At 63.2% G+C, this 16,057-nt stretch carries 20 protein-coding genes; 8 read left to right on the forward strand and 12 right to left on the reverse strand.

From position 1 onward, the window contains the following. Positions 1–80 precede the first annotated feature (80 nt). From lysM to LB566_RS20170, 3 genes are all read left to right on the forward strand, one after another. Complete coding sequence (lysM, locus tag LB566_RS20160; RefSeq protein ID WP_140550429.1) at positions 81–554, forward strand: peptidoglycan-binding protein LysM; 474 nt, start codon at positions 81–83, stop codon at positions 552–554. Between the two features lie 103 nt (positions 555–657). After that, positions 658–1,284 (forward strand): alpha-ketoglutarate-dependent dioxygenase AlkB family protein, encoded by a 627-nt coding sequence (locus LB566_RS20165; protein WP_224626068.1) that lies wholly within the window; start codon positions 658–660, stop codon positions 1,282–1,284. Between the two features lie 56 nt (positions 1,285–1,340). Further along, complete coding sequence (locus LB566_RS20170; protein ID WP_224626070.1) at positions 1,341–2,570, forward strand: glycosyltransferase family 87 protein; 1,230 nt, start codon at positions 1,341–1,343, stop codon at positions 2,568–2,570. Positions 2,571–2,573: 3 nt separating this feature from the next. Here LB566_RS20170 and LB566_RS20175 read toward each other — a convergent pair whose 3' ends face one another. The 10 genes from LB566_RS20175 to hisB form a co-directional block, all read right to left on the reverse strand. After that, positions 2,574–4,175 (reverse strand): hypothetical protein, encoded by a 1,602-nt coding sequence (locus tag LB566_RS20175; protein WP_224626072.1) that lies wholly within the window; start codon positions 4,173–4,175, stop codon positions 2,574–2,576. 88 nt (positions 4,176–4,263) lie between these two features. Then, entirely contained in the window at positions 4,264–5,223 is a 960-nt protein-coding gene (coaA, locus tag LB566_RS20180) for a type I pantothenate kinase (RefSeq protein WP_140491197.1), read from the reverse strand. A gap of 23 nt (positions 5,224–5,246) precedes the next feature. Continuing rightward, on the reverse strand, positions 5,247–5,570 hold the full coding sequence (locus LB566_RS20185; RefSeq protein ID WP_140550432.1) for a phosphoribosyl-ATP diphosphatase: 324 nt from the start codon (positions 5,568–5,570) through the stop codon (positions 5,247–5,249). A gap of 33 nt (positions 5,571–5,603) precedes the next feature. Next, entirely contained in the window at positions 5,604–6,395 is a 792-nt protein-coding gene (gene hisF / locus LB566_RS20190) for an imidazole glycerol phosphate synthase subunit HisF (RefSeq protein ID WP_224626075.1), read from the reverse strand. Between the two features lies 1 nt (position 6,396). Further along, a complete protein-coding gene (locus tag LB566_RS20195; protein WP_224626077.1) occupies positions 6,397–7,233 on the reverse strand; it encodes an arginase family protein in 837 nt (278 codons plus the stop codon). Continuing rightward, a complete protein-coding gene (hisA, locus tag LB566_RS20200) occupies positions 7,230–7,979 on the reverse strand; it encodes a 1-(5-phosphoribosyl)-5-[(5-phosphoribosylamino)methylideneamino]imidazole-4-carboxamide isomerase (RefSeq protein ID WP_224626088.1) in 750 nt (249 codons plus the stop codon). The genes LB566_RS20195 and hisA overlap by 4 nt, the downstream gene beginning before the upstream one ends. A gap of 4 nt (positions 7,980–7,983) precedes the next feature. Further along, positions 7,984–8,274, reverse strand: a complete 291-nt coding sequence (locus LB566_RS20205) for a DUF1330 domain-containing protein (RefSeq protein WP_224626098.1) — start codon at positions 8,272–8,274, stop codon at positions 7,984–7,986. Positions 8,275–8,280: 6 nt separating this feature from the next. Next, a complete protein-coding gene (hisH, locus tag LB566_RS20210; protein WP_224626100.1) occupies positions 8,281–8,931 on the reverse strand; it encodes an imidazole glycerol phosphate synthase subunit HisH in 651 nt (216 codons plus the stop codon). A 1-nt stretch (position 8,932) separates the two neighbouring features. Beyond that, on the reverse strand, positions 8,933–9,409 hold the full coding sequence (locus tag LB566_RS20215; protein WP_224626102.1) for a DUF2628 domain-containing protein: 477 nt from the start codon (positions 9,407–9,409) through the stop codon (positions 8,933–8,935). A 4-nt stretch (positions 9,410–9,413) separates the two neighbouring features. Continuing rightward, positions 9,414–10,013, reverse strand: a complete 600-nt coding sequence (gene hisB, locus LB566_RS20220) for an imidazoleglycerol-phosphate dehydratase HisB (protein ID WP_224626104.1) — start codon at positions 10,011–10,013, stop codon at positions 9,414–9,416. Between the two features lie 212 nt (positions 10,014–10,225). On the opposite strand from hisB, the gene hslV reads away from it, so the two are divergent. From hslV to LB566_RS20245, 5 genes are all read left to right on the forward strand, one after another. Then, positions 10,226–10,777, forward strand: a complete 552-nt coding sequence (gene hslV / locus LB566_RS20225) for an ATP-dependent protease subunit HslV (protein WP_140531019.1) — start codon at positions 10,226–10,228, stop codon at positions 10,775–10,777. A gap of 43 nt (positions 10,778–10,820) precedes the next feature. After that, on the forward strand, positions 10,821–11,354 hold the full coding sequence (locus tag LB566_RS20230; RefSeq protein WP_224626107.1) for a GNAT family N-acetyltransferase: 534 nt from the start codon (positions 10,821–10,823) through the stop codon (positions 11,352–11,354). Positions 11,355–11,357: 3 nt separating this feature from the next. Further along, entirely contained in the window at positions 11,358–11,957 is a 600-nt protein-coding gene (locus tag LB566_RS20235; RefSeq protein WP_224626109.1) for a DUF2585 domain-containing protein, read from the forward strand. A 4-nt stretch (positions 11,958–11,961) separates the two neighbouring features. Next, a complete protein-coding gene (gene hslU / locus LB566_RS20240) occupies positions 11,962–13,272 on the forward strand; it encodes an ATP-dependent protease ATPase subunit HslU (protein ID WP_140550442.1) in 1,311 nt (436 codons plus the stop codon). Between the two features lie 162 nt (positions 13,273–13,434). Further along, a complete protein-coding gene (locus LB566_RS20245; protein ID WP_224626112.1) occupies positions 13,435–14,394 on the forward strand; it encodes a DUF1402 family protein in 960 nt (319 codons plus the stop codon). A gap of 69 nt (positions 14,395–14,463) precedes the next feature. On the opposite strand, the gene LB566_RS20250 is transcribed toward LB566_RS20245, so the two are convergent. Both LB566_RS20250 and LB566_RS20255 read right to left on the reverse strand, forming a co-directional pair. Further along, positions 14,464–15,702: an NAD(P)/FAD-dependent oxidoreductase gene (locus tag LB566_RS20250; RefSeq protein ID WP_224626113.1), complete on the reverse strand. Its 1,239-nt coding sequence runs from the start codon at positions 15,700–15,702 to the stop codon at positions 14,464–14,466. Beyond that, entirely contained in the window at positions 15,699–16,013 is a 315-nt protein-coding gene (locus LB566_RS20255; protein WP_224626116.1) for a MocE family 2Fe-2S type ferredoxin, read from the reverse strand. The genes LB566_RS20250 and LB566_RS20255 overlap by 4 nt, the downstream gene beginning before the upstream one ends. Between the last annotated feature and the right edge of the window lie 44 nt (positions 16,014–16,057).

The raw sequence follows: 16,057 nt of genomic DNA on the forward strand, positions 1-16,057 counted from the left end.
CAGGCGCGTGTATAAAACGGCTTCCCATTTCGGATCGTAGATGCAAGGTTTACTCTTTGCCACAGCAAGGAGACCTGGAAATGGGTATGTTCGATTTCGTCAAGAGCGTCGGCAAAAAGCTCGGCATAGGCGGTGACGAGGAAGCGGCGCCCAACGCCGATACGCTCAAGAAAGAGCTCGATTCGCACAAGCTCGGCACCGACGGCGTGCAGGTCGTCGTTCAGGGCGACACGGCGGTGCTGAAGGGCGTGGTCAAGGACCAGTCGGTTTTCGAAAAGGCGGTCATCGCCGTTGGCAACACGCTTGGCGTCTCCAAGGTGCAGGCGGACGAGTTGCAGGTCGCACCGGCTTCCGGTTCGGCGGCGGCCGCGGCCAAGGAACCGACCTTCTACACCGTCCAGAAGGGCGACAATCTCTGGAAGATCGCCGAAAAGAGCTATGGCAAGGGCAAGGGCGCCAAGAACACGGTCATCTTCGAGGCCAACAAGCCGATGCTGACCCATCCCGACAAGATCTATCCGGGGCAGGTCCTTCGCATCCCAGACCTCACCTGATCAAGGGAAACGCGAATCTGTCGGGAACGGCGGCTTTCGGGTCGCCGTTTTCGGTTTCAGATGGCATGGTTGAACCGACGAAACGGAGCTAGCGACCGACCTCATGCTCGTTCTGCCCAAGGGCGTCCGCCACATGCCGGCCTATCTGTCCCGCGACGTGCAGGAGGCGTTGGTGGAGGATGTGAGAGGCATCGTCCAGCAGGCACCGCTGTTCGTGCCGGCCATGCCGCGCACCGGCAAGGAAATGAGCGTGCGCATGACCAATTGCGGCTCGCTCGGCTGGGTCACCGACAAGGAACGCGGCTACCGCTACCAGCCGACGCACCCGGTGACGGGGGCGCCGTGGCCGCCGATCCCGGACGTGCTGATGCGGCTGTGGCGAGAGGTCTCGGCCTACCCGCATCCGCCGCAGGCATGCCTGGTCAATTTCTACGCGCCGGATGCAAAGATGGGCCTGCACCAGGACCGCGACGAAGAGGATTTCTCAGCACCCGTCGTGTCGGTCTCGCTGGGCGACGACTGCCTGTTCAGGGTCGGCCAGGCGACGCGCGAGGGGGCGACCCGGTCGTTCAGGCTGAAGAGCGGCGACGTGGTCGTGCTCGGCGGCGAAGGGCGCCTCTGCTTCCACGGCGTCGACCGCATCTATCCCTCGACCTCGGCGCTGCTGAAAAATGGCGGCAGGATCAATCTGACGCTGCGGCGGGTGACGAAGCCGGAGCGCCAGGCATAAGCCGATCTTAACGCCCGCGCGCTATTAAGGCCGGCAAGGTCGTGGATCCGCAGAAAATGATCGCAATGGCACCGGCCAATGAGACTGCCCCCAGCCGATCCGATGTGCGTTTCGCCGCGCTAGTGCTGTGCACCGGAATCCTGATCGGGTTGCGCTACCATCTTGCCTTGTGGACGTTCGATGCGCACGGCTTTTCCGAGCTTAGCGATAGACTGCCCTATTGGGACTTTACCAATCTGTGGGCCGGCGGCCGCATGGCGCTCGACGGTCATGTGGCATTCCTGTTCGATGTCGATAGCTATCGCGCGGCCCTGCGGCGGATGTTCTCGCCCGATCTTCCCAACCAGGAATGGAGTTATCCGCCAAGCATCCTGGTATTCGGCGCACCGCTCGCCCTGCTGCCCATCTTCCCGGCGTATTTCGTCTGGACGTTGGGCACAATTGTTTGCCTGTGGTTGGCGGTGCGGCCATTGAAGCTGGGTGCGGCTGCCGAGTTGGCCATCCTTGTATGTCCGGCCGTCTTCATCAACGCGATCTTCGGCCAGAACGGTGCCCTGACAACCGCCTTGCTCATCGGCGGGCTGGTCGCGGCGCCGAAACGGCCGATCCTGGCCGGATTTTTGTTCGGCCTGCTCACAGTCAAGCCGCATCTCGGCATACTACTCCCGTTCTGCCTGCTGGCGAGCGGCAACTGGCGCGCGATTGCCGCCGCCGCCCTGTCATCGGTCGCGCTGTTCGTTGTGACCGGCGCTTGGCTCGGCTTCGACGTCTGGCGGTTGTTCTGGACCGAAACCCGCCCGCTAATGACGGCGATCCTGGAGGCGCCCTATCCTCAGCCCTATCAGTCCAACGCGGCGACGATGTTCTTCCTGGCCCGCGCATGCGGTTCGGGACTGACGGTGGCATATGCAGCGCAGGCAGTGGCGACAATCGCCGCCATCGCCGCCGCCATCTGGATTTGGCTGCCCTGGCGCCGGATCGAGCATCGCGAGCGGGTCGTGCTGACCACCGTGCTGACGACGGTGGCGACGCCCTATGGCTACAGCTACGACACTATCGGGCTGGCCGTTGCGGTCGCCTATCTGTTCTCGACGCGCAGCACTATCCCGCGACTTTTTCTGGCGCTGATCTGGCTCTATCCAGGCATCGCCCATCTGGTGAACAATGCCGGGCTTGGTATCGGCGTGCTGGTGCCGTTGTGCCTGTCATCGTGGATGCTGGTGGACATAGGGCGCCGCGAACGCGAGGGCCTTGGCCCGGGCGGGTCGGGCCAAGGTACGGCGTAGGTCCTACTCGCGCGCAGCGATATCTGCGCGGATGAACACCGTCACCGAAGCATCTTGATGCAACAGACGGTAGTTGCGCAGCACTTCGGCGATCTCCGGATTGTCGTGCAGTGGCCGCATGCAAGACTGCCCAGCCGAATTCAACGGCACCGGCGGGTGCGGCCCCGCCGTTCCATCGTCGACAATGATGTCAGGTCGTTTCGCGGCAAGTTCGTCTGTGAGTGAGGCGGTGTATCTTTCCCTGAGGGCGGCCAGATCCTGGCGTATCGCGGGATCTTGTTCCAGCCCCATCAATATCCCCGCGTCATTGACCATCCAGCCCGATTGCTGGCGTGCCACGAAACGGGCGCCCGTCATCCGGGTGAGCGGATTGCTGGACTGCAGTTGCGAAGCGATCGACATTATGGTCGGATGATCGGTAGCGCGCATAATCGCCGCCGTCGCGGCATCCAGATCGCGGCGCGACTCGGTGAAGGCCAGCCCCTGCTGCATTGCCGTCAAGAGCACGATTGAGAACAGGCCGAGCGCGACGCCTGCCCTGGCGAGCAGCAGTGGGCCCCGGAACGGTTTCAGCTTGGTATATTGCAACATCAATGCCAGGACGCCAAGCGTCAGGAAAGGCAATGCTTGATAGGTCCAGCCCTTGCCCATGATGACGAAAGCCGGAACGTAAGCGGCCCCTGCCAGCAGCATCGTCCTGGCGTCTTGATCGGGACGACCAGGATAGGCCATGGCCAGCGTGGCCACCGTCATGGCCACGAACATCGTGACCTGCCACAGCATCAGCACGTCAACCATCGGCATGCGCATGGGCAGATAGACTTGACGCAGCAGCGGCATCACATCGGTGAAAAACGGCTGCATGAAGATAGTGAGTGCAATCAGATAGGCGATGGTGAGACTGGCCCCGATCATATTCTCGGTGGTCAGAAGCGGATGAAATGAGCGCCGTTGCAGCGCGTTCACCAGGGCCGGCACGGCCAGGGCCAGGACGCTGTAGGGCGGCTTGATCATGACAAAGATGCCGGCGCCGACACCCGCGACAATCCGCTCGGCTGCGCTGCCGGCCCTGAAATCGACCGTCCTGTCGCGCAAGCAAAACAGGGCCAGCCACGGGAGCAAGGCGATGATGGCGATCTGTTCGCGCTCGCCGAAATGGGCCGGAAACAGGAACAGCACGGAAAACACCGCGGCCGGCACGATCCAGGGATGTCCTTTCAGCGTTTGATCCGCCCGCATGGCAATGCGTGCTGAAAACCAGACCGATGCGATCGCCAGCGCGGCCACACCGACACTCACCCAGAATTCGGCCGGGAGACCGGTCACGCGCTCGAGCAACACAAACGGCAGATACAGCCACACCGAAAAAGCTGGATTGACCTCGATGATATCTACCGAGAGGCGCTCGCCGTCGAGCACGCGCTCGCCGATCGTAAGCAGCCACGACACGTCGACATTGCTGGGCACAACAAGAAACGAGACAAGGATTGCATAGGCAGCAATCAGCAGCGTCGCTGCCACCGGCCAACCAGACCGGACTGCGGGTACGGCCGCGGCCGATCGCAAACCGACCGGTTCGTCGGAAGCAATGAATGGCGCGTCCATGCCAGTGGCCTCACCAAAGCAGTAATCGAGCAGGATTTGTAACAAGCCGGCGGTTAAGGGCGTTCTAACTTGCCGGGTAATCGCGGCGTCAGAGCTTCCTCAGCGCCACTTCCTCGACCAGGTGGTCGGCGCCTTTGCGCAGGATCAAGTCGGCGCGGGCGCGTGTTGGCAGGATGTTCTCGCGCAGGTTCTTCAGGTTGATGTTGGTCCACAGGCCTTCGGCAATCGCCCGCGCCGAATCCTCCGACAGCTGCGAATAGCGATGGAAGAACGATTCCGGATTGCGGAAGGCGGTCTCGCGCAGCCGCATGAAGCGGGAAATGTACCATTCGTGGATCAGCTTCTCGTCGGCATCGATGTAGATGGCGAAGTCGAAGAAGTCGGATAGGAAGGGTACGATCTTGCCGTCCTGCGGCAGCTTGCCGGGCTGGAGCACATTGATGCCCTCGAAGATCAGGATGTCGGGCCGGTCGATGGTGACGAACTCGCCGGGAATGACGTCATAGGTGAGGTGCGAATAGACCGGGGCGCGGATATCGGGCAGCGCCGACTTGATGCCCGATAGGAAGCGCAGCAGCGCGCCGACGTCGTAGCTGTCGGGAAAGCCCTTGCGCTCCATCAGGTTTTCGCGGCGCAGCACCTCGTTGGGCAGCAGGAAACCATCGGTGGTGATGAGATCGACCTTGGGGCTGGACGGCCAGCGCGCGAGCAGTTCCTTCAGCACGCGCGCCGTGGTCGATTTGCCGACCGCGACCGAACCGGCGATGCCGATGATGAAGGGCGTCTTGACCACGTCCGAGGCGTTGAAGAATGCCTGGCGCTGCCGGAACAGCAACTGGCTGGCCTCGACATGCGCCGACAGAAGCCGCGACAGCGACAGATAGATGCGCTTGACCTCTTCGAGATCGATCGGATCGTTGAGCGACCGCAGGCGGCGGAATTCATCCTCGCTCAGCGTCAGCGGCGTGTCGGCGCGGAATTGCGACCATTGCTCGGCCGAGAAGAAGCGAAAGGGGGAATATTTCTCGGTCGGTGCGAGCTGATCCATCGAGATTCCTGCCCTCCTCGCGGTCAGCGCTTGGACCGTGACGCCTTCTCGGCGATGCCCGAACGCCCGGTGCGGCTTTCGAGCTCCCTGAGCACGTCGCCCAACGGCACACCCGAAATGCCGAGAACGACGAGCCAATGATATATAAGATCGGCACTTTCCGAAACGAGGGCCCGTTTGTCGCCCTTGACCGCGGCAATCACCGTCTCGACCGCCTCTTCGCCGAGCTTCTGCGCCGCCTTCTCAATGCCGCGCGCGTAAAGCTTGGCGGTCCAAGAGTCCGGATCGCCGGAATGGGCGCGTTCGCTGATGATTGTCTCCAGGTCGGAGAGTGAAAACTCAGTCATGGCGCCTTGGCCCTGTTTCTTAGCCGCAAGCCTCTAGGGCCGATCGCCCGAGGAGTCCAGCCGCATCGGCAGGCCGGCTTGCGCCATATGGGCCTTGGCCTCGGCGATCGTATAGGTGCCGAAATGGAAGATGGAGGCCGCCAGCACGGCACCTGCATGACCGTCGCGAATGCCTTCGACCATATGGTCGAGCGTGCCGACGCCGCCCGACGCGATCACCGGGGCGCGCACCGCATCCGACACCGCGCGGGTCAGCGCGATGTCGTAACCGGCCTTGGTGCCGTCGCGGTCCATCGAGGTCAACAGGATCTCGCCGGCACCGCGATCGACCATTTTCCGGGCGAATTCGATCGCATCCATGCCGGTTTTTTCCCGTCCGCCATGGGTGAAGATCTCCCAATGGTCGGCCTCGCCGGCGCCCGACACTTTCTTGGCGTCGATGGCGACGACGATGCACTGGTTGCCGAACTTGTCGGCGGCCTCGGCAACGAAATCCGGGTTCTTGACCGCTGCCGTGTTGATCGACACCTTGTCGGCGCCGGCCAGGAGCAACTTCCTGATGTCGGCGACCTGGCGCACGCCGCCGCCGACGGTGAGCGGCATGAAGCATTGCTCGGCGGTGCGGGCGATGACATCGAAGATGGTCTCGCGATTGTCCGATGACGCGGTGATGTCGAGGAAGCAAAGCTCGTCGGCGCCAGCCGCGTCATAGGCCTTGGCGGCCTCCACCGGATCGCCGGCATCGACGAGATCGACGAAGTTGACCCCCTTGACGACGCGGCCGCCCTTGACGTCGAGACAGGGGATGACGCGAGCCTTCAGCATGTCAACGGCCCTCGATCGTGGTCAGGAGATCGTTCAGCAATTCGCCGACGAGCGGTGGCACATTGGCCTGCGCATCGAAGGCCGGATCGTAAGCGGAAATGGTGATGCCCGATATGGGAACGGAGAGCGCCATAGCGCAGACCGCCTGGCGCAACTGTTCCGGGCCAGGGCCGCCCGGCGTGACATAGCGGTTGGCTTGCAGCGCCTCGGGATCGTGCACATCAAGATCAAGATGCATGTGCGCCCGTTGAGCCCCCGCAGCCTTCAGTTTCTCGGTCGCCTCTGCCGCTCCGGGACATTCCGTGCGGATCACCGGCAATGTGTCGAGCAGCTGTTTTTCGGCCGGATCGAGATCGCGCGCGTTGACCAGCACGCAGCGCGACGGATCGACAGGCTTGAAACCGGGGACGGCCGCCGCCATCGGGCGCCAGCACAGGCCTAGAACGGTGGCCAGCGCCATGCCGTCGAGAAACCCGTATATGGATGTGTCGGGTGTGTTGAGATCGCCGTGCTGGTCGGCCCAGATGATCGCGTCGGCGCCTTCGCCGGCGACCGCGCCGGCTGATGTCAGGCAGTTTCCGGCCAGCACGATGGGAAAGCGTCCCCTGTCGCGGGCGATGCGGACCTCGCCCGAAACGGCATTGCAGACAGCGAAACCGGTGGCGATCTCACGCTCCTGGGCATCGCCGACCTTGCCGATGTCCTCGACCGCGACATCGTGGCCGGCCATGGTCAGGGCTTCGACCAATCCGCCCGCAATCAGCGCGTCCGGCCCCTGGCCCATGCCGCCATGATAATGGCCGCTGTCATAGGAGGCCAGGATTATCGAGACTTTCAAGATCGCATCTCCACCGGGGGCGCGCCTTTCAGGACCGCCAATGCTTCGGCCGGATCGATACGGCCGTCGTAAAGCGCACGGCCGGAGATCGCCCCTTCGAGCTTTTGCGCGTCGGGCATGGTCATGCGCACGATATCGGCGATCGAGGCGAGGCCGCCCGACGCGATGACGGGGATCGACACGGCGTCGGCGAGGCTGATCGTGGAATCCCAGTTGATGCCGGTCAGCACGCCATCGCGGTCAATGTCGGTGTAGATGACGGCGGCGACGCCGACGCCTTCGAATTTCCTGGCCAGTTCAACGACGCCGAGGCTCGACGCCTCGGCCCAGCCCTCGACCGCTACCTTGCCGCCCTTGGCGTCGATGCCGACGGCGATCTGGCCTGGAAAGGCCTTGCAAGCCTGCCTGACCAGGTCGGGGTCGCGCACGGCCACGGTGCCCAGGATGACACGGGCAAGCCCACGGTCGAGCCAGTCCTCGATCTGTTCGAGCGTGCGGATGCCGCCGCCGAGCTGCACCGGGTTCTTCGTCGCCTTGAGGATGGCGCCGACCGCGGCGCTGTTGACGCTCTGACCCTGGAAGGCGCCGTTGAGGTCGACGACATGCAGCCATTCGAAGCCTTGCTCTTCAAATGCCTTTGCCTGGGCGGCCGGGTCTTCGTTGTAGATGGTCGCGGTCGCCATGTCGCCGTGCTTGAGGCGCACGCACTGGCCGTCCTTGAGGTCGATTGCTGGAAACAGGATCATTCTTTCAGGCGCCTTCGACAATGACGAAATGACCTGATGAGGCGGCCAGCCGGAATTTCGAGGCCTGCTGATATTCCGGCGAATGATAGCATTCCAACGCCTTGGCGTAGGATTCGAACTCGACCAGGACGTGGCGGTTGCCGGTCGGCCCTTCAGGGCTCTCGTGGCGCCCGGCCCGCACGACGAATTTCGCGCCGTACTTGGCGAAGGCAATGGCATTCGCCTCGATATACCGCTTGTACAAATCGGGATCGCGAACATCGATCATCGCCATCCAATAGCCCTTCTTGCTCATGGCTCCTCAGGGCCTCCAGCGCAGGAAATTGGTGATCAGGGCGAGGCCCAGCGCCTGGCTCTTCTCTGGGTGGAACTGCGTGCCGACGAGATTGTCGCGGGCGACGGCCGCCGTTACCGGGCCGCCATAGTCGGCGACCGCCAGTACCTCGTCGGGCTTGCGCGCATCGAGATGATAGGAATGGACGAAATAGGCGTGCAGGCCGGTTGGCCCGGTTGCAACACCGGAGAACAGCGGATGCTTGCGCATCAGCTCGATCGTGTTCCAGCCGATCTGCGGGATCTTCAGTGCCGGATCGGCCGGTGTGATCTCCTTCACGTCACCTGATATCCAGCCAAAGCCATCGGTGATCGTCTTTTCGAGACCGCGCTGAGACATCAGCTGCATGCCGACGCAGATGCCGAGGAATGGACGTCCCTTGGCGATGGCGACTTCCTCGACAGCTTCCCACATGCCGGGGACGGCACGCAGGCCGGCCGCGCAATCGGCATAGGCGCCGACGCCAGGCAGCACGATACGGTCGGCCGTGCGCACCCGCTCGGCGTCGGCCGTCAGGTCGATGCCGGCGGCGATGCCCGCCTCGCGCGCTGCGCGCTCGAAGGCCTTGGTGGCCGAGCGCAAATTGCCCGAGCCGTAATCGATGATCGCAACGCGCATGTCAGCGTCTTCCTGGAATGTGGGTCAGCCCAAGCGCCATGCCCGGCTGCGCCGGGCGCGCCAGGGCTGCGTCCGGCACCAGGCGCGGCGCGGGCTCGGCTTCATCCGCATGCCGCTCGGCCTCCAGGGCAAAGCGCGCATCGGCATCATCGAGCCAACCGGCTTCGACCACCCCCCATTCGCGCCAGCCGCGGCGGCGGAGCGCCGCTATGCGCAGCGCCTGCCCTTCCAGGCCGACATAGAGCGAGACCAGCAGGGACAGCAGCGAGCCGGCCCACCCAAGACCGAGCCTTTCGCCAAGCACCGAAAGCACCGCCATGACAATGAAGGTGAGTGCAGCTTCGATCCACAGCCGATGCCAGGCGAACCACAGCGGCGGCACCAGCAGGCCGAGCCAGGTGAAGCCGTCGCGGACAAGGGCCGTCGCATCGGCCTTTTCGCCAAGGCCGGGCGGTTCCATCACGACATAGCTGGCCATGACGCTATCCCTTCAAAGACCCCTTGGTGGAGGGAACAGCGTCCGGCTGGCGCGGATCGCGTTCCAGCGCCGCCCGCAGCGCACGCGCCACCGCCTTGAAACAGGTTTCCGCGATGTGGTGATTGTTGGCGCCATAGTGATTGGTGACATGCAGCGTGATGCCGGCGTTTTGCGCCAGCGCCTGGAAGAACTCGCGCACGAGTTCGGTGTCGAAGGTGCCGATCTTGGGCGAGGAAAACGAAACGTTCCACACCAGGAAGGGACGGCCGGAGACGTCGATCGCCGCGCGCGTCAGCGTCTCGTCCATGGCAAGATCGATCGAGGCATAGCGCATGATGCCGCGCCGCTCGCCCAGCGCCTTGGCCAGCGCCTGGCCGAACGCGATGCCGGTGTCCTCGACCGTGTGGTGGTCGTCTATGTGCAGGTCGCCCTTGGCCCGAACGGTCATGTCGATCAGCGAATGGCGCGAAAGCTGGTCGAGCATATGGTCGAAGAAGCCGACGCCGGTCACGATGTCCGATTTGCCGGAGCCGTCGACATGGACCGACACGGCAATGTCGGTTTCCCTGGTCTTGCGGCTGATTTCGGCGGAACGGGGCGGCATGGCCTTGTCCTTGTCCGTGAGTTTAAGCGCTTCAGGCGTTCGCCTGTTTGAAAACGAAAGCCTTCTAGCAGCATGATCCGGCGATTGCCAGTTGCCATCCAGGCCGGTATCGAGCGTTTGCAATCACCGCCCCCATGCATACATATGGGCCGATCAAAGTCACTCGTACCGCGCCAATCGCCTTTTAGGGATGACGCGAATCGGAGCAGCAAATGTCCAATGAACTGACCATGCACGCCACGACCATCGTGACGGTGCGCAAGGGCAACAAGGTGGTGATCGCCGGCGACGGCCAGGTCAGCCTTGGCCAGACCATCATGAAGGGCAACGCCAGGAAAGTGCGCCGCATCGGCAAGGGCGGCAACGTGATCGCCGGTTTCGCCGGCGCGACCGCCGACGCCTTCACGCTTCTGGAGCGGCTCGAAGCCAAGCTCGAACAATATCCCGACCAGTTGACGCGCGCCTGCGTGGAACTCGCCAAAGACTGGCGCACCGACCGCTATCTGCGCCGGCTGGAAGCGATGATGCTGGTGGCCGACAAGTCGGTCTCGCTGGCGCTGACCGGCACCGGCGACGTGCTCGAGCCCGAGCATGGCGTCATGGCCATCGGTTCAGGCGGCAACTATGCGTTGGCTGCGGCCCGCGCCCTGATGGACACAGACAAGGACGCCGAGGAGATCGCGCGAAAGGCGATGCAGATCGCATCCGACATCTGCGTCTACACCAACAACAATTTCGTCGTCGAAACGCTCGATGCCGGCTGACCGGCCGGCCATGATCCTGATCCAAAGAACCGCGTAAGAGATCATGGCCAAACAAGACGATAGCTATGATTTTCGGCCGGTGACCACGAAAGACCTGCCAATGATCGCCGGCTGGCTCGCCGAGCCGCATATCGCTGAGTGGTGGGACGACACCGAGACGGAAATCGCCGAGATTCGCAATCATATCGATTCGATTTCGGTCGAGCCGCTGATCGTTGAACTCGACGGCAAGCCGATCGCCTATCTGCAGAGCTACGATCCGCATCTGGAGGACGACCATCCCTATGCCGACCAGCCATTCGGGACGCTCGGCATCGACCTGTCGATCGGCCGACCGGAGCTGGTCGGCATCGGCCATGGCTCGGCGATCGTGCGCCAGTTCATCGAGCAGTTGTTCGAGGAGGGCGTGTCGCGTGTCATCATCGATCCCGACCCATCCAATGGCCGCGCCATCCGCGCCTATGAAAAGGCGGGATTCCGGGCAATCGATCGCCGGCAATCCAGATATGGCGATGTCGTGCTGATGGCTATCGATGCGCACGAGACGCAAGCGGGCGACACGGAAACAGGGAACTGACGGATGAACGCAGTCGGCGAGGACAGAACGCTCTCGGCCTATGAAGACAGCTGGCGCATGGGACTCCTGCTCGTCCTTGGCCTGGTCATCTTCCAGGCCGGAGCCCTCTACGGCATGGGGCACCCGCCGATCTGCACCTGCGGTTATGTCAAACTTTGGCACGGCGTGGTGAACAGTTCCGAGAATTCCCAGCATATATCGGACTGGTACACGTTCTCGCACATCATCCACGGCTTCCTGTTCTATGCGCTGGCAAGGTTCCTGTTTCCGCGTTCGCCGGTCGGCTTGCGGCTGGCTTTCGCCGTCTTCATCGAGGGCGGCTGGGAGCTGATCGAGAACAGCCCGTTCATCATAGAGCGCTACCGCGCCGGCACCATCTCGCTCGACTATTACGGCGACAGCATCATCAATTCGGTGTCGGACACACTGGCCATGGTGCTGGGATTTGTGATGGCGCGAAGGCTACCTATATGGGTGATCGTCAGCCTCGCCATCCTCTTCGAACTGGGCACCGGCTACCTTATCCGGGACAATCTGACACTCAACGTGATCATGCTGCTGCATCCGTTCGAGGCCATCAAGCAGTGGCAAAGTGGAATTTAGTGATATGAGCACATTTTCTCCCCGCGAAATCGTTTCGGAACTCGACCGTTTCATCATCGGCCAGAAGGACGCCAAGCGCGCCGTGGCCATCGCCTTGCGCAACCGCTGGCGCCGCCAGCAGCTGGAAGGGCAGATGCGCGAAGAAGTGATGCCGAAGAACATTCTCATGATCGGGCCGACCGGCGTCGGCAAGACCGAAATCTCGCGCCGCCTGGCGCGGCTGGCCGGCGCGCCCTTCGTCAAGGTCGAGGCAACCAAGTTTACCGAGGTCGGCTATGTCGGCCGCGATGTCGAGCAGATCGTGCGCGACCTCGTCGAGGTCGCCATCGGCCTGGTGCGCGAGAAGATGCGCGAGGACGTCAAGGCGCGCGCCCATGTCAACGCCGAGGAACGCGTGCTGGAGGCGCTGGTCGGCAAGACCGCCAGCCCTGCCACGCGCGATTCCTTCCGCAAGAAGCTGCGCGAGGGCGAACTCGACGACAAGGAGATCGAGATCGAAGTAGCCGATACCGGCAATGGCGGCATGCCCGGCTTCGAGATTCCCGGCATGCCGGGCGCCAATATCGGCGTGCTCAACATCAACGACATGCTGTCGAAGGCGATGGGCGGCAAGAAGACCAAATTGCGCAAGACGACGGTGAAGGAATCCTACGACCTGCTGGTCAACGACGAGTCCGACAAGCTGCTCGACCAGGACGAGGTGGTGCGCCGGGCGCTGGACGCTGCGGAAAATGACGGCATCGTCTTCCTCGACGAGATCGACAAGATCGCGGCCCGGTCGGATATTTCGGGCGGGCCTTCGCGTGAGGGCGTGCAGCGCGACCTGCTGCCGCTGGTCGAGGGCACGACGGTGGCGACCAAATATGGGCCGTTGAAGACGGATCACATCCTGTTCATCGCATCGGGTGCGTTCCACGTCTCGAAGCCGTCCGACCTGTTGCCAGAGCTGCAGGGCCGCCTGCCGATCCGCGTCGAATTGCGCGCGCTGGAGAAAGAGGATTTCGTCCGCATCCTGACCGAGACGGAAGCGAGCCTCATCAAGCAATATATCGCGCTGATGAAGACCGAAGGCGTCGACCTGACCTTCACCGACGACGCCATCGATTCGCTCGCCGGCATCGCCGTTGATCTCAACGCCAGCGTCGAGAATATCGGCGCAAGGCGGTTGCAGACGGTAATGGAGCGCGTGCTGGACGATATCTCCTACGATGCGCCGGACCGCAACGGCACTGCGGTGACCATCGATGCCGCCTATGTGGAGAAACATGTCGGCGACCTGTCGAGGAACACCGATCTGTCGCGCTTCATTCTTTGAGCAGGCGCGCGCCGGATCGTTCCGGCGCCTGTCGGGCGAATGGATCATGTGTGGCCGGATGGTATCATTCGGCCACCTTTCGTTCTGCCGAGCGCAGGGCCGCTCTCGACTCGACCAAGAGCTTTACCTAGTTTGCGCGGCAATTCTCTAGGCGGCGGGCGCATGAAAAAACTGATCCTGGTCATTCTCGGCTTGACGCTGGCGGCAACGATGTTCGGCGCCGACGCGGCGACCATGGTGCCGCCGGGGAACCGCAATGCCGAGCAGCCCGGCATTCCGGGAGCCTCAAGCCGGCGCACGCAGGCCACCAACACCACGTTCCAGGCGAAGTACCGCAAGGTCTATGCGCTGCTGCAGAACGACGCCGACCTGCGCGGCAAGATCAAGAAGGCGGCAAGCGTCTACGGCATCGATCCAATGCACATTGTCGGCGCTATCGTCGGCGAGCACACCTACAATGTCGACGCCTACGACCGGCTGCAGACCTACTACGTCAAGGCGATCTCCTATCTCTCCAGCAAGCTGTCCTTCGCCTATGACGGCGAGGACATCACGGATTTCGTGCAGCGGCCGGAATTCAGGAAATGCACTGGGATGTCCGACAGTTACGATTTGTGGGAATGCCGCGAGCAGGTGTGGAACCGTTCATTTCGCGGCAAGACCGTCGGCGGCGAGGATTTCCCCAACGACCGCTTCGGCGCCACTTTCTTCCAGCCCTACTATGCCGGCCAGACCTTTGGTCTCGGCCAGCTCAATCCGCTGACCGCGCTCCAGATGAGCGATCTCGTGCACAAGGTTTCCGGCCTGCCGAAGCTCGACGTCGGCGATCCCAATGCGGTCTACAAGACCATCATGGATCCCGACCTCACGCTGCCCTACGTTGCCGCGACGATCCGGAAATCGATCGACGCCTATAAGAGCATCGCCGGCTTCGACATTTCGGGCAATCCGGGCCTCACCGCCACGCTCTACAATGTCGGCAATCCCGAGCAACGCGCCTATGCGCTGAAGGCGGAGAACGACAAGCGCAGCGCCGCCGGCGAGCCTGTGAAGCTGCCGGAAGAGAATTATTACGGCTGGCTGGTCAATGACAAACTGCCGGAGCTGAAGGCGCTGTTTTAGGGAGCTCAGGCGCGCTGACGTTGATTTGCCAACGCCTGCGCCGCAGACCCTGACAGTTGCCGTTGCGTCCTACGCCGCCAGCAGCGATTTCAATTTCACCGCCTGCGAACCGAGCGCTTCCGGCGCCGGCCTCGCCCGTTTGCCGATCAGCATTTCAGCCAACCGGATGTCGCGGGCGACGGCATTGCCGGGGCCGATGCCGCTGGCGGCCACCAGCCTGCCGTCCTCGGCAAGGTGAAAGAGGATGAAGGCGCCCTCGCCGAGATCGCGGCGCACCGTGCTGCGGCCCTCGTCGGAGAGCCCCGCGATCTGCAGGGACAGGCCATACTGATCCGACCAGAACCACGGCACCGCCGCATGTGCCTCTGCGGCGCCCAGCATGTTTCTTGCCGCCAGCGCGCCCTGCTCCTGCGCATTGCGCCAGGCCTCCAGCCGCACGCGGCGGCCGCCATAGACGGCAAGCGGGAACGAGCAGCAGTCGCCGGCAGCGAAGATGTCGGGGTCGGTGCTGCGCAGTTCAGCGTCGACCGATATGCCGTTGTCGATGGCCAGTCCTGCTTCGGCGGCAAGCGCCGTCACCGGCACGGCGCCGATGCCGATGATGGCGAGATCGGCGGCTATTTCGCGGCCGCCGGCAAGCGCGATGCGCACTTGCCTGCCGTCGTCGGCGATCGAGGCAATGCCTTCGCCGCACGCTATGTCGACGCCTTCGGCGACGTGGGCTTCATGGACGACCTTGGCGATCTCGGCCGGTACACCGCGCATCAGGATACGCGGCTGCGCCTCGATGACGGTGACCGCAGCACCGAGCTTGCGGGCCGCCGCCGCGAGCTCGAGCCCGATGAAGCCGCCGCCGATGACGGCAATGCGGTTACCCGCCTTGAGGTGGGCGCGGATGGCCAGCGCATCGGCGAAGGTGCGGAGGTAGACGCAGCGCCCGCCAAGGCCAGGCATCGACAGTTTGCGGGGCGTCGAGCCGGTCGCCAGCAGCAGCTTGTCGTAGGGCAGAACCGAACCGTCCGACAGGCGCACAGTATGCGCGGCGCGATCGATCGCTGAAGCCTGAACGGAATGGATATGCCGGATCGACTTTTCGGCGAGGATCTCATCGCTTGCGATCGCCCTGATCTCGGGCGCGCCGCCGGCCATTGCGTCCTTGGACAGAGGCGGCCGTTCATAGGGCAGATGCGGCTCGTCGCCGACCAGCGTCACCGGTCCCTCATAGCCGAGATCCCGCAATGCAAGCGCTGCCCGGCCGCCGCATTCGCCAGCGCCGATGACAACCATTCCCCGCGCCATGCCGGTCATCCGATCTGAACGAGGATGCTGCCGGCGTCGACCTTGACCGGATAGGTCCTGAGATTGACGCAGGCCGGCGCGCCTTTGGCCTGGCCTGTCTTGTAGTTGAAGCGGCCATTGTGCTTGGGGCATTCGATGATGTCGTCCATGACAAGCCCGTCGGCGAGATGCACCTTTTCATGCGTACACAGGCCGTCGGTGGCGAAATACTCGTCATCGGGGCTGCGATAGATGGCGTAGCTGCGGCCGCCGTGATCGAACCGCATCACGTCTTCCTCGTCGATGTCTCCCACGGCACAGGCCTCGACCCAGTCGCTCATACATTCTCCCGCAAAATTTCCCGATGGCGCCTCACGGGCGGCTG

The sequence above is a fragment of the Mesorhizobium sp. CA13 genome (assembly GCF_020165235.1).
Taxonomy (GTDB): Bacteria; Pseudomonadota; Alphaproteobacteria; order Rhizobiales; family Rhizobiaceae; genus Mesorhizobium.

What these genes read in the sequence shown, in the direction of transcription:
- hisH (WP_224626100.1), bottom strand. Translation starts at nt 8,931, where the DNA reads ATGCGCGTTGCGATCATCGATTACGGCTCGGGCAATTTGCGCTCGGCC.
- LB566_RS20175 (WP_224626072.1), bottom strand. Translation starts at nt 4,175, where the DNA reads ATGGACGCGCCATTCATTGCTTCCGACGAACCGGTCGGTTTGCGATCG.
- lysM (WP_140550429.1), top strand. Translation starts at nt 81, where the DNA reads ATGGGTATGTTCGATTTCGTCAAGAGCGTCGGCAAAAAGCTCGGCATA.
- LB566_RS20205 (WP_224626098.1), bottom strand. Translation starts at nt 8,274, where the DNA reads ATGAGCAAGAAGGGCTATTGGATGGCGATGATCGATGTTCGCGATCCC.
- LB566_RS20165 (WP_224626068.1), top strand. Translation starts at nt 658, where the DNA reads ATGCTCGTTCTGCCCAAGGGCGTCCGCCACATGCCGGCCTATCTGTCC.
- hslU (WP_140550442.1), top strand. Translation starts at nt 11,962, where the DNA reads ATGAGCACATTTTCTCCCCGCGAAATCGTTTCGGAACTCGACCGTTTC.
- hisF (WP_224626075.1), bottom strand. Translation starts at nt 6,395, where the DNA reads ATGCTGAAGGCTCGCGTCATCCCCTGTCTCGACGTCAAGGGCGGCCGC.
- coaA (WP_140491197.1), bottom strand. Translation starts at nt 5,223, where the DNA reads ATGGATCAGCTCGCACCGACCGAGAAATATTCCCCCTTTCGCTTCTTC.
- LB566_RS20250 (WP_224626113.1), bottom strand. Translation starts at nt 15,702, where the DNA reads ATGACCGGCATGGCGCGGGGAATGGTTGTCATCGGCGCTGGCGAATGC.
- hisB (WP_224626104.1), bottom strand. Translation starts at nt 10,013, where the DNA reads ATGCCGCCCCGTTCCGCCGAAATCAGCCGCAAGACCAGGGAAACCGAC.
- LB566_RS20230 (WP_224626107.1), top strand. Translation starts at nt 10,821, where the DNA reads ATGGCCAAACAAGACGATAGCTATGATTTTCGGCCGGTGACCACGAAA.
- LB566_RS20235 (WP_224626109.1), top strand. Translation starts at nt 11,358, where the DNA reads ATGAACGCAGTCGGCGAGGACAGAACGCTCTCGGCCTATGAAGACAGC.
- hslV (WP_140531019.1), top strand. Translation starts at nt 10,226, where the DNA reads ATGTCCAATGAACTGACCATGCACGCCACGACCATCGTGACGGTGCGC.
- LB566_RS20170 (WP_224626070.1), top strand. Translation starts at nt 1,341, where the DNA reads ATGATCGCAATGGCACCGGCCAATGAGACTGCCCCCAGCCGATCCGAT.
- LB566_RS20245 (WP_224626112.1), top strand. Translation starts at nt 13,435, where the DNA reads ATGAAAAAACTGATCCTGGTCATTCTCGGCTTGACGCTGGCGGCAACG.
- LB566_RS20185 (WP_140550432.1), bottom strand. Translation starts at nt 5,570, where the DNA reads ATGACTGAGTTTTCACTCTCCGACCTGGAGACAATCATCAGCGAACGC.
- LB566_RS20215 (WP_224626102.1), bottom strand. Translation starts at nt 9,409, where the DNA reads ATGGCCAGCTATGTCGTGATGGAACCGCCCGGCCTTGGCGAAAAGGCC.
- hisA (WP_224626088.1), bottom strand. Translation starts at nt 7,979, where the DNA reads ATGATCCTGTTTCCAGCAATCGACCTCAAGGACGGCCAGTGCGTGCGC.
- LB566_RS20255 (WP_224626116.1), bottom strand. Translation starts at nt 16,013, where the DNA reads ATGAGCGACTGGGTCGAGGCCTGTGCCGTGGGAGACATCGACGAGGAA.